Consider the following 14,319-nt stretch of genomic DNA (forward strand, 5'->3'; position numbering starts at 1 on the left):
GAGCCCTCTCGGGTCTCCCGGCACCCACCGGTAACGTTTCTGCTGGTCCTGGGACCGGGGACTAGATGTCCTCGTGCGCCACGGCGCGACGGGCATCCGCGTCCAGCACGCCCCAGCTGATCAGCTGCTCGGTCAGGACCGAAGGGGACTGGTCGTAGATGACGGCCAGGGTGCGCAGGTCGTCCTGGCGGATCGACAGCACCTTGCCGTTGTAGTCGCCGCGCTGGCTCTGGATCGTCGCCGCGTAGCGCTGGAGCGGGCCGGCCTTCTCGGCGGGGACGCCCGCCAGGCGCTCCAGGTCGAGGCGCAGCTTCGGCGGCGGCTCGGCAGCTCCGCCGGGAGTCGTCCCCGGCAGCAGCTCCTGCACCGGAACCCCGTAGAAGTCCGCCAGCTCGGCGAGGCGCTGGACGGTCACGGCGCGGTCCCCGCGCTCGTAGGAACCGACCACTACGGCCTTCCACCGGCCCTGGGACTTCTCCTCGACACCATGGAGGGAAAGGCCCTGCTGGGTGCGGATGGCGCGGAGCTTGGCCCCGAGCTGTTTGGCGTATTCGCTGGACATAACGCTCCCGGACGCTGTGACGCTGTGACGACATGGACGCTGTGACGACATGGACCACGTGCGGCTCCGCCGCGCGGCTGGTAACTCACTGTGAGGTTACGCAGCGTTACTTGGATGCGTCAAGCCGAATGGTCTTCACCGCCCCCTCCGGGGCCGCCCCAGGAGCCCCTCGGGAGCCCCCGCGCACCAGCCCGGTGACGGGTCACCGCCCGCCCCCTGGTACCGTGGGAGGCGTACATCAGACGTCCTTTAACGTCCGTCCCGTGAGGCGGAGAAGGAGGTCCTTTTCATGGACACCCAGCAGATCGGCGATTCCACGCGCCCCGTGCTAGAGGCGCAGGACATCGCGCGGGTCCTCACCCGCATCGCCCACGAGATCGTCGAACGCGCCAAGGGCGCCGACGACGTGGTGCTCCTCGGCATCCCCACCCGCGGTGTGTACCTCGCCCGCCGGCTGGCCGCCAAGCTCGAAGAGATCACCGGCACGAAGATCCCGGTCGGCTCCCTCGACATCACCATGTACCGCGACGACCTGCGCATGAAGCCGGCCCGCGCGATCGGCCGCACCGAGATCCCCGGCGACGACATCGACGGCCGTCTCGTCGTCCTCGTCGACGACGTGCTCTTCTCCGGCCGCACCATCCGCGCCGCCCTCGACGCGCTCGGCGACCTCGGCCGCCCCCGCGCCGTGCAGCTCGCCGTCCTCGTCGACCGCGGCCACCGCGAACTGCCGATCCGCGCCGACTACGTCGGCAAGAACCTCCCCACGTCGCTGCGGGAGACCGTCAAGGTCCAGCTCCAGGAGGAGGACGGCCGTGACGCCGTGCTGCTCGGCCAGCGGACCGCCCAGGCAGCCGGGCAGTAGTCCGTACGACTGACCGGGCCCCCAGGGGGCCCGCGCCGCAGCCTGCCCTGCCCCGCCCCGCACCCCCGCCAGTCAGCACTCCTGCCTGCCTGCCTGCCCTTCCGACCTACGGAGCCATCCAGATGAAGCGCCACCTCATCTCGGCCGCCGATCTCACGCGCGACGACGCCGTCCTGATCCTCGACACCGCCGAGGAGATGGCCCGCGTCGCGGACCGGCCGATCAAGAAGCTGCCCACCCTGCGCGGCCTCACCGTCGTCAACCTCTTCTTCGAGGACTCGACCCGCACCCGGATCTCCTTCGAAGCGGCCGCCAAGCGGCTCTCCGCCGACGTCATCAACTTCTCCGCCAAGGGTTCCTCCGTTTCCAAGGGCGAATCCCTGAAGGACACCGCGCTGACCCTGGAGGCCATGGGCGCCGACGCGGTCGTCATCCGCCACCACGCCTCCGGCGCCCCCTACCGGCTCGCGACCTCCGGCTGGATCGACTCCGCCGTGGTCAACGCCGGCGACGGCACCCACGAGCACCCCACCCAGGCCCTGCTGGACGCCTTCACCATGCGCCGCCGCCTGGTGGGCCGCGACGCCGGTCTCGGCAAGGACCTGAACGGCCGCCGGATCACCATCGTCGGCGACGTCCTGCACAGCCGCGTCGCCCGCTCCAACGTCCAGCTGCTCCACACCCTCGGCGCCGAGGTCACCGTGGTGGCCCCGCCCACGCTGGTCCCGATCGGCGTCGAGAGCTGGCCCTGCGAGGTCTCCTACAACCTGGACGAGGTGCTGCCGAAGTCCGATGCGGTCATGATGCTGCGTGTGCAGCGCGAACGCATGAACGCCGCCTTCTTCCCGACCGAGCGCGAGTACTCCCGCCGGTACGGGCTCGACGGCGACCGCATGGCGAAGATGCCCGAGCACGCCATCGTGATGCACCCCGGCCCGATGAACCGCGGCATGGAGATCACCGCCGAGGTCGCCGACTCCGACCGCTGCACGGCCGTCGAGCAGGTCGCCAACGGCGTGTCCACCCGGATGGCCGTCCTGTACCTGCTGCTGGGCGGATCCGAGCCCGCCGTCACCACCACCGCCGCCCGTACCGAGGAGAGCAAGTAACCATGAGCAAGATCCTTATCCGTGGCGCGAAGGTACTCGGCGGCGAGGCGCAGGACGTCCTGATCGACGGCGAGACCATCGCCGAGGTCGGGACCGGTCTCGAAGCCGGCGACGCCCAGGTGATCGAGGCCGAGGGCCAAATCCTGCTCCCCGGCCTCGTCGACCTGCACACCCACCTGCGCGAGCCCGGCCGCGAGGACTCCGAGACCGTCCTCACCGGCACCCGCGCCGCGGCCTCCGGCGGCTACACCGCCGTCTTCGCCATGGCGAACACCTTCCCGGTCGCCGACACCGCCGGCGTCGTCGAGCAGGTCTGGCGCCTGGGCAAGGAGTCCGGCTACTGCGACGTGCAGCCCATCGGCGCCGTCACCGTCGGCCTGGAGGGCAAGCAGCTCTCCGAGCTGGGCGCCATGCACGACTCCGCAGCCCGCGTCACCGTCTTCTCCGACGACGGCAAGTGCGTCGACGACGCCGTCATCATGCGCCGCGCCCTGGAGTACGTGAAGGCCTTCGGCGGCGTCGTCGCCCAGCACGCCCAGGAGCCCCGCCTCACCGAGGGCGCCCAGATGAACGAGGGCGTCGTCTCCGCGGAGCTGGGCCTGGGCGGCTGGCCGGCCGTCGCCGAGGAGTCGATCATCGCCCGCGACGTCCTCCTCGCCGAGCACGTAGGCTCCCGCGTGCACATCTGCCACCTGTCCACCGCCGGCTCCGTCGAGATCGTCCGCTGGGCCAAGGCCCGCGGCATCGACGTCACCGCCGAGGTCACCCCGCACCACCTCCTCCTCACCGAGGAGCTCGTCCGCTCGTACAACGCGGTCTACAAGGTCAACCCGCCGCTGCGCACCGAGCGCGACGTCATGGCCCTGCGCGAGGCACTCGCCGACGGCACGATCGACATCGTCGCCACCGACCACGCCCCGCACCCGCACGAGGACAAGGACTGCGAGTGGGCCGCCGCCGCCATGGGCATGGTGGGCCTGGAGACCGCGCTCTCCGTCGTCCAGCAGACGATGGTGGAGACCGGGCTGCTCGACTGGGCGGGCGTCGCGGAGCGCATGTCCTTCGCCCCCGCGCGCATCGGCGGCCTGGACAACCACGGCCGTCCCGTCTCGGCAGGTGAACCCGCGAACCTGACCTTGGTCGATACCTCGTACCGTGGTGTCGTGGACCCCGCACACTTCGCCTCCCGCAGCCGCAACACGCCTTATGAGGGCCGTGAGCTGCCGGGTCGCGTCACTCACACCTTCCTGCGGGGCCGGGCAACGGTCGTGGACGGGACGCTGGCGTGACACCTGCAGTAATCCAACTGGCCGCCGAGGCAGCCGAACGGCAGTCGGCGGAGGTGACCAGCTTCGGCGCCCGCATGGCGTGGGTCGTCGGCCTGGTCGTCTTCATCGCGTTCGTGTACTGGCTGATGCGGCAGGGCTGGAAATGGCGCGGCGCCCTGCAGAACGACCTGCCGGAGCTCCCCGCCGCCCCCGACGGTCTCCCCGAACACCGGCTGGCCCTGACCGGCCGGTACCACGGGTCCACCACCGCCGGGCAGTGGCTCGACCGGATCGTCGCCCACGGTCTGGGCGTCCGCAGCCGGGTCGAGCTCACGCTCACCGACGCGGGCCTCGACGTGGTCCGTCCGGGTGCCACCGACTTCTTCGTACCGGCCGCGCAGCTGCGCGGCGCCCGCCTCGACAAGGGAATCGCGGGCAAGGTACTCACCGAGGGCGGTCTGCTCGTCGTCACATGGGCGCACGGCGACAAGCTGATCGACTCCGGATTCCGCTCCGACCGGGCGGCCGAACACGCCGCCTGGGTCGAAGCCCTCAACCTCATGAACCCATCCATCACGACGGAAGGCGCCGAACGATGACGACCTCCACCAGGGGAGCAGACAAAACTCCCGCCGTACTCGTCCTGGAGGACGGTCGGATCTTCCGCGGCCGCGCCTACGGCGCCCACGGGGAGACCTTCGGTGAGGCCGTGTTCTCCACCGGTATGACCGGCTACCAGGAGACCCTCACCGACCCGTCGTACCACCGGCAGGTCGTCGTGATGACCGCCCCGCACGTGGGCAACACCGGCGTCAACGACGAGGACCCCGAGTCCTCCCGCATCTGGGTGGCCGGCTACGTCGTGCGCGACCCCGCCCGCGTCCCCTCCAACTGGCGCTCCCGGCGCTCGCTGGACGAGGAGCTGGTCGCGCAGGGCGTCGTCGGGATCTCCGGCATCGACACCCGCGCGCTGACCCGCCACCTGCGCGAGCGCGGCGCCATGCGCGTCGGCATCTTCTCCGGCAACGCGCTCGCCGACGACGGCATGCTCCTCGCCAAGGTGCGCCAGGCGCCCGAGATGACCGGTGCCGACCTGTCCGCCGAGGTCGCCACCAAGGAGGCGTACGTCGTCCCCGCGATCGGTGAGAAGAAGTTCACCGTGGCCGCCGTGGACCTCGGCATCAAGGGCATGACCCCGCACCGGATGGCCGAGCGCGGCATCGAGGTGCACGTCCTGCCCGCCACCGCCACCGTCGAGGACGTCTACGCGGTGCAGCCGGACGGCGTCTTCTTCTCCAACGGCCCGGGCGACCCGGCCACCGCCGACGGCCCCGTCGCCGTCATGCAGGCCGTCCTGGAGCGCAGGACCCCGCTCTTCGGCATCTGCTTCGGCAACCAGATCCTCGGCCGCGCCCTCGGCTTCGGCACCTACAAGCTGAAGTACGGTCACCGCGGCATCAACCAGCCGGTCCAGGACCGCACCACCGGCAAGGTCGAGGTCACCGCGCACAACCACGGCTTCGCCGTCGACGCGCCCCTCGACAAGGTCTCCGAGACCCCCTACGGCCGCGCCGAGGTCTCCCACGTCTGCCTGAACGACCAGGTCGTCGAAGGCCTCCAGCTGCTCGACCAGCCGGCCTTCTCCGTCCAGTACCACCCCGAGGCGGCCGCCGGCCCGCACGACGCCGCGTACCTCTTCGACCGCTTCACGTCTTTGATGAGCACCGCCCAGATGGAGGCCGAGCGTGCCTAAGCGCACCGATATCCAGTCCGTCCTGGTCATCGGCTCCGGCCCGATCGTCATCGGACAGGCCGCCGAGTTCGACTACTCCGGCACCCAGGCCTGCCGCGTCCTCAAGGCCGAGGGCCTGCGGGTCATCCTGGTGAACTCCAACCCCGCGACGATCATGACCGACCCGGAGATCGCCGACGCCACGTACGTCGAGCCGATCACCCCCGAGTTCGTCGAGAAGATCATCGCGAAGGAGCGCCCCGACGCGCTGCTCCCGACCCTCGGCGGCCAGACCGCGCTGAACACCGCCATCTCCATGCACGAGCAGGGTGTGCTGGAGAAGTACGGTGTCGAGCTCATCGGCGCCAACGTCGAGGCCATCAACAAGGGCGAGGACCGCGACCTCTTCAAGGGCGTCGTCGAGGCCGTCAAGGCCAAGATCGGTTACGGCGAGTCCGCCCGCTCGGTCATCTGCCACTCGATGGACGACGTCATCGCCGGCGTCGAGACCCTCGGCGGCTACCCCGTCGTCGTGCGTCCCTCCTTCACCATGGGCGGCGCCGGCTCCGGCTTCGCCCACGACGAGGAGGAGCTGCGCCGCATCGCCGGCCAGGGCCTGACGCTCTCCCCGACCACCGAGGTGCTCCTGGAGGAGTCCATCCTCGGCTGGAAGGAGTACGAGCTGGAGCTGATGCGCGACACCAAGGACAACGTCGTCGTCGTCTGCTCCATCGAGAACTTCGACCCGATGGGCGTCCACACCGGTGACTCGATCACCGTCGCCCCGGCGATGACCCTGACCGACCGCGAGTACCAGCGGCTGCGCGACATCGGCATCGCGATCATCCGCGAGGTCGGCGTCGACACCGGCGGCTGCAACATCCAGTTCGCGATCGACCCGGTCGACGGCCGCGTCATCGTCATCGAGATGAACCCGCGCGTCTCGCGCTCCTCGGCGCTCGCGTCGAAGGCCACCGGCTTCCCGATCGCCAAGATCGCCGCCAAGCTGGCCATCGGGTACACGCTCGACGAGGTCCCCAACGACATCACCGAGAAGACCCCGGCCTCCTTCGAGCCGACCCTCGACTACGTCGTCGTCAAGGCCCCCCGCTTCGCCTTCGAGAAGTTCCCGGCCGCCGACGCCACCCTCACCACCACCATGAAGTCGGTGGGCGAGGCCATGGCCATCGGCCGCAACTTCACCGAGGCCCTCCAGAAGGCCCTGCGCTCCCTGGAGAAGAAGGGCTCGCAGTTCACCTTCGTCGGCGACCCGACCGTGTCCATGTCGAAGGACGAGCTGCTGGCCACCGCGGTCCGCCCGACCGACGGCCGCATCAACACCGTCATGCAGGCCATCCGCGCCGGCGCCACCCAGGAAGAGGTCTTCGAGTCCACGAAGATCGACCCCTGGTTCGTCGACCAGCTCTTCCTCATCAAGGAGATCGCGGACGACCTGGCCGCCGCCGACAAGCTCCACCCCGAGCTGCTCGCGGAAGCCAAGCGCCACGGCTTCTCCGACGCCCAGATCGCCGAGATCCGCGGCCTGCGCGAGGACGTCGTCCGCGAGGTCCGGCACGCCCTGGGCGTCCGCCCGGTCTACAAGACGGTCGACACCTGCGCCGCCGAGTTCGCCGCGAAGACCCCGTACTTCTACTCCTCGTACGACGAGGAGAGCGAGGTCGCCCCGCGCGAGAAGCCCGCGGTCATCATCCTGGGCTCCGGCCCGAACCGCATCGGCCAGGGCATCGAGTTCGACTACTCCTGCGTCCACGCCTCCTTCGCCCTCAGCGACGCCGGCTACGAGACCGTGATGGTCAACTGCAACCCGGAGACCGTCTCCACCGACTACGACACCTCCGACCGCCTGTACTTCGAGCCGCTGACGCTCGAAGACGTGCTGGAGATCGTCCACGCCGAGTCGCTGGCCGGCCCCATCGCGGGCGTCATCGTCCAGCTCGGCGGCCAGACCCCCCTCGGTCTCGCCCAGGCGCTCAAGGACAACGGCGTACCCGTCGTCGGCACCTCGCCCGAGGCCATCCACGCCGCCGAGGACCGCGGCGCCTTCGGCCAGGTCCTCGCCGACGCCGGACTGCCGGCCCCCAAGCACGGCACGGCCACCACCTTCACGGGTGCGAAGGCCATCGCCGACGAGATCGGCTACCCGGTCCTGGTCCGCCCGTCCTACGTGCTCGGCGGCCGCGGCATGGAGATCGTCTACGACGAGGCCCGGCTGGAGACCTACATCGCCGAGTCCACCGAGATCTCCCCGACCCGCCCCGTGCTGGTCGACCGGTTCCTCGACGACGCGATCGAGATCGACGTCGACGCCCTCTACGACGGCACCGAGCTCTACCTCGGCGGCGTCATGGAGCACATCGAGGAAGCCGGCATCCACTCCGGCGACTCGGCCTGCGCCCTGCCCCCGATCACCCTCGGCGGCTACGACATCAAGCGCCTGCGCGCCTCCACCGAGGCCATCGCCAAGGGCGTCGGCGTGCGCGGCCTGATCAACATCCAGTTCGCGATGGCGGGCGACATCCTCTACGTCCTGGAGGCCAACCCGCGCGCCTCCCGGACCGTCCCCTTCACCTCGAAGGCGACCGCCGTCCCGCTCGCCAAGGCCGCCGCCCGGATCTCGCTCGGCACCACCATCGCCGAGCTCCGCGCCGAAGGCCTGCTGCCGAAGACCGGCGACGGCGGCACCCTGCCGATCGACGCGCCGATCTCCGTCAAGGAGGCCGTCATGCCGTGGTCGCGCTTCCGCGACATCCACGGCCGCGGCGTGGACACCGTCCTCGGCCCGGAGATGCGCTCCACCGGCGAGGTCATGGGCATCGACGCCGTCTTCGGCACCGCCTACGCCAAGTCCCAGGCCGGCGCCTACGGGCCGCTGCCCACCAAGGGCCGCGCGTTCATCTCCGTCGCCAACCGCGACAAGCGATCGATGATTTTCCCGGCGCGCGAGCTGGTCGCCCACGGCTTCGAACTCCTCGCCACCTCCGGCACCGCCGAGGTGCTGCGCCGCAACGGCATCAACGCCACCGCGGTGCGCAAGCTCAGCGAGGGCGAGGGCCCGAACGGCGAGAAGACCATCGTCCAGCTCATCCACGACGGCCAGGTCGACCTGATCGTCAACACCCCGTACGGCACCGGCGGCCGCCTCGACGGCTACGAGATCCGCACGGCGGCCGTGGCGCGCAGCGTCCCGTGCCTGACCACGGTCCAGGCGCTCGCAGCGGCCGTCCAGGGCATCGACGCACTCAACCGCGGCGACGTGGGCGTCCGCTCCCTCCAGGAGCACGCGGAGCACCTGACCGCGGCCCGCGACTAGCAGCCCGTAAGAGGAAGGGGGACACCGGTTTCACAACGGGTGTCCCCCTTCCCATGACCGCGACCGGACGACAGGACCCCCTTCCGATGTACAAGCTCTTCTTCAACCTGGTCTTCAAGCGGATGGACCCGGAGCAGGCCCACTACACGGCCTTCCGCTGGATCCGCCTCGCCGCCGCCACCCCGGTGCTGCGCACCTTCATCGCCGCCTGGCTCGCCCCGCGCCACGCCTCCCTGCGCACCGAGGCGCTCGGCCTGCGCATGCACGGCCCCTTCGGCCTCGCGGCCGGCTTCGACAAGAACGCCGTCGCCATCGACGGCATGTCGATGCTCGGCTTCGACCACGTGGAGATCGGCACGGTCACGGCCCGGGCGCAGCCCGGCAACCCCAAGAAGCGGCTGTTCCGGCTGGTGCCGGACCGCGCGCTGATCAACCGCATGGGCTTCAACAACGAGGGCTCGGCCGCCGTCGCCGCGCGCCTGGCGGCCCGCAACCCGGTCTTCAAGACCGTCGTCGGCGTCAACATCGGCAAGACCAAGGTCGTGCCGGAGGAGGAGGCCGTGGGGGACTACGTGGCCTCGACCGAGCGCCTCGCCCGCCACGCCGACTACCTCGTCGTCAACGTCTCCTCGCCGAACACGCCGGGCCTGCGCAACCTCCAGGCGACGGAGTCACTGCGTCCGCTGCTGTCGGCCGTGCGGGAGGCCGCTGACCGGGTGGTCACCGACCGCCGGGTCCCGCTGCTCGTCAAGATCGCCCCGGACCTGGCCGACGAGGACGTCGACGCGGTCGCGGACCTCGCCCTGGAGCTGGGCCTGGACGGCATCATCGCGACCAACACGACCATCGCACGTGACGGTCTCGGCCTGAAGTCCGCCCCGTCCCTGGTGAAGGAGGCCGGCGGCCTGTCGGGCGCGCCGGTCAAGCAGCGCTCCCTGGAGGTCCTCAGGCGCCTGTACGCCCGTGTGGGGGACCGGCTGGTCCTCGTAGGCGTCGGGGGCATCGAGAACGCCGAGGACGCCTGGCAGCGCATCCTGGCCGGTGCCACGCTGATCCAGGGCTACAGCGCCTTCATCTACGAGGGCCCGTTCTACGCCCGCGCCATCCACAAGGGCCTGGCCGCGCGCCTGGCCGACAGCCCGTACGCGACGCTGGCCGAAGCGGTGGGCGCCGAGACCCGAAAGGCCGCGCAGTGACCGTGACCCCAGTGACCCCCTTCGGCACCCGCCTCCGCGGCGCGATGGACTCCCGCGGCCCGCTGTGCGTGGGCATCGACCCCCACGCGGCCCTTCTGGCCTCCTGGGGCCTGAACGACGACGTCGCGGGCCTGGAGCGGTTCTCGCGCACCGTGGTGGAGGCGCTGGCCGACCAGGTGGCGGTCTTCAAGCCGCAGGCGGCCTTCTTCGAGCGGTTCGGCTCGCGCGGCATCGCGGTGCTGGAGCGGAGCGTGGCCGACGCGCGGGCGGCGGGCACCCTCGTGGTGATGGACGCGAAGCGGGGCGACATCGGCTCGACGATGGCGGCGTACGCGGAGACCTTCCTGTCGCCGTCCTCGCCGCTCTTCTCGGACGCGCTCACCGTCTCCCCGTACCTCGGCTACGGATCCCTGCGCCCGGCGGTCGACCTGGCGCGCGAGTCCGGCGCCGGTCTCTTCGTCCTCGCGCTGACCTCGAACCCGGAGGGCGCGGAGGTCCAGCGGGCGCTGCGCGAGGACGGCCGGACGATCGGCGCGACGATGCTGGCCCACCTCGCGGCGGAGAACGAGGGCGCGGCACCGATGGGCTCCTTCGGAGCCGTGGTCGGCGCCACGCTCGGCGATCTGTCCTCCTTCGACCTGGACATCAACGGCCCGCTGCTGGCCCCCGGCATCGGCGCGCAGGGCGCGACGGCCGCGGACCTGCCGACCGTGTTCGGCAAGGCCGTGCGCAACGTCGTTCCGAACGTGTCCCGGGGCGTGCTGAAGCACGGTCCGGACGTGGCGGCCCTGCGCGCCTCGGCGCGGCGGTTCGCGGACGAGATCCGCGAGGCCGTCTCCGCCTGATCCCGCCGCCCGGTTCCGTCCGTGTGCGGGCCTCCCGCACACGGTTTCGGTCCGCTCGCGGACCGCGCCGGACTGCGACATCGCACGGCCTGACGAAATTCGAACGTCTTTCACCGGACAAAACAGGGGTATTTTGTCCGTGATGTACGGTTCAGTGGAGGCTGACCAGGACTTTTCGTTCGTTCTCGCTGACTGGAGCGGCCTTGGCCGCTAGTCTCCGAGCAGAGTGAACGCGCAGCGAACGAGTTCCATCGCTGTTCGGGCGCTCGCCTGGTGGGGTGCCTGCGGGTTCTCCACGGTCCGTATCCGACAGTTCGACATCCGAGGTGACGTAGGCGTGGCTCTTCCGCCCCTTACCCCTGAACAGCGCGCAGCCGCGCTCGAAAAGGCCGCCGCGGCTCGCCGGGAGCGGGCCGAGGTGAAGAATCGACTCAAGCACTCCGGCGCCTCGCTCCAAGAGGTCATCAAGACAGGCCAGGAGAACGACGTCATCGGCAAGATGAAGGTCTCCGCCCTGCTGGAGTCCCTGCCTGGCGTGGGCAAGGTGCGCGCCAAGCAGATCATGGAGCGCCTCGGCATCTCCGAGTCCCGGCGTGTCCGAGGTCTCGGTTCCAACCAGATCGCTTCTCTGGAGCGTGAGTTCGGCACCCCCGCCGGCTGACGCGTCGCCCGGAGTTCCTCCGGCGTTCTCATGCAGTCCCGGGAACCTGGATAATCGCTCTATGGCAGCAGAGGTTCGTCCGCGGCTGACCGTGCTCTCCGGCCCTTCGGGGGTCGGCAAGAGCACGGTCGTCGCGCATATGCGCAAGGTCCACCCGGAAGTGTGGCTCTCGGTGTCGGCCACCACCCGCAAGCCGCGGCCCGGTGAGCGACACGGAATCCACTACTTCTTCGTCAACGACGACGAGTTCGACAAGCTGATCGCCAACGGCGAGCTGCTGGAGTGGGCCGAGTTCGCGGGCAACCGCTACGGCACACCGCGCGGCGCAGTACTGGAACGCCTGGAGAACGGCGAACCGGTCCTGCTGGAGATCGACCTCCAGGGCGCCCGGCTCGTCCGCGAGTCGATGCCCGAAGCGCAGCTGGTCTTCCTGGCTCCGCCGAGCTGGGACGAGCTGGTCCGCCGGCTCACCGGCCGCGGCACCGAATCGGCCGAGGTCATCGAGCGCCGGCTCGCGACCGCCAAGATCGAACTGGCTGCCGAGTCCGAGTTCGACACCACCCTTGTCAACACCTCCGTCGAGGACGTGGCTCGTGAGCTGCTAGCCTTGGTGGCAGTTGTCTGATCGTTGATCGATGGTTCATGTCGGTCAATGCTTGATCTTTCACCCATTCTTCGGAAGGTAGAGCGTGTCCTCTTCCATCACTGCGCCCGAGGGCATCATCAACCCGCCGATCGACGAGCTGCTCGAGGCCACTGACTCGAAGTACAGCCTCGTGATCTACGCGGCCAAGCGGGCGCGTCAGATCAACGCGTACTACTCGCAGCTCGGTGAGGGCCTGCTCGAGTACGTCGGCCCGCTGGTGGACACCCACGTCCACGAGAAGCCGCTTTCGATCGCGCTGCGCGAGATCAACGCGGGTCTGCTGACCTCCGAGGCCATCGAGGCCCCGGCTCAGTAAGGCACCGAGAATCCTTTCACCACAGGCCCGGCAGAACATCTGCCGGGCCTGTGGTGTGTCATAGGCCCCATAGGTGTCTGGGTGTCACAGTGAGATGGATCCTGAAGGGGAGTGTCCGGTGGGTAAGCCGAAGGTCGTGCTGGGGGTCAGCGGCGGGATCGCCGCCTACAAGGCGTGCGAGCTGCTGCGCCTGCTGACCGAGTCCGGGCACGAGGTGCGGGTGGTGCCCACGGCGGCCTCCCTGAACTTCGTCGGCGAGGCCACCTGGGCCGCCCTGTCCGGGAATCCCGCCTCCACAGAGGTGTGGGAGACCGTCCACGAGGTGCCTCACGTACGGATCGGCCAGTCCGCCGACCTCGTCGTGGTCGCCCCGGCCACCGCCGACCTGCTGGCCAAGGCCGCGCACGGCCTGGCCGACGACCTGCTCACGAACACCCTGCTCACCGCCCGCTGTCCGGTGGTCTTCGCCCCCGCCATGCACACGGAGATGTGGGAGCACCCCGCCACCCAGGAGAACGTGGCCACGCTGCGGCGGCGCGGAGCGGTCGTCGTCGAGCCCGCCGTCGGCCGGCTCACGGGCAAGGACACCGGCAAGGGCCGGCTGCCCGACCCCGAGGAGATCTACGAGGTGTGCCGCAGGGTCCTGGCGCGCGGGGTGGCCGGGCCGGACCTCGCCGGACGGCACGTGGTGATCAGCGCGGGCGGCACGCGGGAACCGCTGGACCCGGTCCGCTTCCTCGGCAACCGCTCCTCCGGCAAGCAGGGCTACGCGCTCGCCCGTACCGCCGTCGCGCGCGGCGCCCGGGTCACCCTGGTGGCGGCCAACACCGCGCTGGCCGACCCGGCCGGGGCGGACGTCATCCGTGTGGGGACGGCCGTACAGCTGCGGGAGGCGGTCCTCAAGGCGGCGGCGGAGGCCGACGTCGTGGTGATGGCCGCGGCCGTGGCCGACTTCCGGCCCGCCGAGTACGCGAGCGGGAAGATCAAGAAGAAGGACGGGCAGGAGCCGGCGCCGGTCGCCCTCGTGCGCAATCCCGACGTCCTCGCCGAGGTTTCGGCCGACCGGGCCCGGGAGGGCCAGGTCGTCGTGGGATTCGCCGCCGAGACCGACGACGTCCTCGCCAACGGCCGCGCCAAGCTCCGGCGCAAGGGATGTGATCTTCTCGTCGTCAATGAGGTCGGTGAGGCCAAGACCTTCGGTTCAGAGGAGAACGAGGCTGTGATCCTGGCCTCGGACGGGTCGGAGATCCAAGTTCCCCGTGGTCCGAAGGAAGGGCTCGCGGAATTGGTCTGGGACCAGGTGGCGGCCCGCCTTCCGGCGCCACGCGCCTGAGGCGGATCCCTTTGCCTGGTCACATCCGTACGCCAGAATGGAGTGCCGCAGGTCACACGGCTCCCATAAGGCGAGACGGGTGGACCGTTCGTCGGTGTCGACCGATAAACTGCATTCGGAACGTGATCGGGCGCAGCCCCCGGTGTGGTTCCGCCAAATGATCAGCCAGCAGCCGCTGCAACCCCAGGGAGCGTTGTGTCCCGTCGTCTGTTCACCTCGGAGTCTGTGACCGAGGGCCACCCCGACAAGATCGCTGACCAGATCAGCGACACGATCCTCGACGCGCTCCTCACCGAGGACCCGACCTCGCGCGTGGCCGTGGAGACCCTCATCACCACGGGTCTCGTGCACATCGCGGGAGAGGTGACGACGAAGGCGTACGCGCCGATCGCGCAGCTCGTCCGCGACAAGATCCTCGAGATCGGCTACGACTCCTCGAAGAAGGGCTTCGACGG

Annotated in this window: 14 protein-coding genes; 13 read left to right on the top strand and 1 reads right to left on the bottom strand. The window is 70.1% G+C overall.

Annotated elements, in window-relative coordinates:
- Positions 1-61 precede the first annotated feature (61 nt).
- The gene (bldD, locus tag ACFCZ1_RS37700) at positions 62-562 is read right to left on the bottom strand and encodes a transcriptional regulator BldD (RefSeq protein WP_007263032.1); all 501 of its coding nucleotides are present in this window, start codon (positions 560-562) and stop codon (positions 62-64) included.
- A 289-nt stretch (positions 563-851) separates the two neighbouring features.
- Here bldD and pyrR point away from each other — a divergent pair, with 289 nt between their 5' ends.
- From pyrR to ACFCZ1_RS37765, 13 genes are all read left to right on the top strand, one after another.
- A complete protein-coding gene (gene pyrR / locus ACFCZ1_RS37705) occupies positions 852-1,427 on the top strand; it encodes a bifunctional pyr operon transcriptional regulator/uracil phosphoribosyltransferase PyrR (protein WP_376682795.1) in 576 nt (191 codons plus the stop codon).
- 122 nt (positions 1,428-1,549) lie between these two features.
- The gene (locus ACFCZ1_RS37710) at positions 1,550-2,536 is read left to right on the top strand and encodes an aspartate carbamoyltransferase catalytic subunit (protein ID WP_243631571.1); all 987 of its coding nucleotides are present in this window, start codon (positions 1,550-1,552) and stop codon (positions 2,534-2,536) included.
- Between the two features lie 2 nt (positions 2,537-2,538).
- Positions 2,539-3,825 carry a dihydroorotase gene (locus ACFCZ1_RS37715; protein ID WP_376682796.1) on the top strand — a complete coding sequence of 429 codons (1,287 nt, stop codon included), beginning with the start codon at positions 2,539-2,541 and terminating at the stop codon, positions 3,823-3,825.
- Positions 3,822-4,403 carry a hypothetical protein gene (locus ACFCZ1_RS37720; RefSeq protein WP_376682797.1) on the top strand — a complete coding sequence of 194 codons (582 nt, stop codon included), beginning with the start codon at positions 3,822-3,824 and terminating at the stop codon, positions 4,401-4,403. Before ACFCZ1_RS37715 ends, ACFCZ1_RS37720 begins: the two co-directional genes overlap by 4 nt.
- Positions 4,400-5,557, top strand: coding sequence for a glutamine-hydrolyzing carbamoyl-phosphate synthase small subunit (carA, locus tag ACFCZ1_RS37725; protein ID WP_376682798.1), 1,158 nt, complete (start codon positions 4,400-4,402; stop codon positions 5,555-5,557). Before ACFCZ1_RS37720 ends, carA begins: the two co-directional genes overlap by 4 nt.
- Positions 5,550-8,867, top strand: a complete 3,318-nt coding sequence (gene carB, locus ACFCZ1_RS37730) for a carbamoyl-phosphate synthase large subunit (RefSeq protein WP_376682799.1) — start codon at positions 5,550-5,552, stop codon at positions 8,865-8,867. The genes carA and carB overlap by 8 nt, the downstream gene beginning before the upstream one ends.
- Positions 8,868-8,953: 86 nt before the next feature.
- Entirely contained in the window at positions 8,954-10,063 is a 1,110-nt protein-coding gene (locus ACFCZ1_RS37735; protein ID WP_376682803.1) for a quinone-dependent dihydroorotate dehydrogenase, read from the top strand.
- Positions 10,064-10,065: 2 nt separating this feature from the next.
- The gene (gene pyrF / locus ACFCZ1_RS37740; protein ID WP_376682804.1) at positions 10,066-10,908 is read left to right on the top strand and encodes an orotidine-5'-phosphate decarboxylase; all 843 of its coding nucleotides are present in this window, start codon (positions 10,066-10,068) and stop codon (positions 10,906-10,908) included.
- Positions 10,909-11,245: 337 nt separating this feature from the next.
- A complete protein-coding gene (locus ACFCZ1_RS37745; protein WP_008740406.1) occupies positions 11,246-11,569 on the top strand; it encodes an integration host factor in 324 nt (107 codons plus the stop codon).
- A 61-nt stretch (positions 11,570-11,630) separates the two neighbouring features.
- Positions 11,631-12,194, top strand: coding sequence for a guanylate kinase (gene gmk / locus ACFCZ1_RS37750; protein WP_376682800.1), 564 nt, complete (start codon positions 11,631-11,633; stop codon positions 12,192-12,194).
- A gap of 64 nt (positions 12,195-12,258) precedes the next feature.
- Positions 12,259-12,531, top strand: a complete 273-nt coding sequence (rpoZ, locus tag ACFCZ1_RS37755) for a DNA-directed RNA polymerase subunit omega (RefSeq protein ID WP_004948662.1) — start codon at positions 12,259-12,261, stop codon at positions 12,529-12,531.
- Positions 12,532-12,649: 118 nt separating this feature from the next.
- Entirely contained in the window at positions 12,650-13,864 is a 1,215-nt protein-coding gene (gene coaBC, locus ACFCZ1_RS37760; RefSeq protein ID WP_376682801.1) for a bifunctional phosphopantothenoylcysteine decarboxylase/phosphopantothenate--cysteine ligase CoaBC, read from the top strand.
- A gap of 195 nt (positions 13,865-14,059) precedes the next feature.
- Positions 14,060-14,319: S-adenosylmethionine synthetase N-terminal domain-containing protein (locus ACFCZ1_RS37765; RefSeq protein WP_376682802.1), on the top strand; the 260-nt coding region annotated here is incomplete at its 3' end.

Source organism: Streptomyces sp. NPDC056224 (assembly GCF_042267665.1).
Lineage (GTDB): Bacteria > Actinomycetota > Actinomycetes > Streptomycetales > Streptomycetaceae > Streptomyces.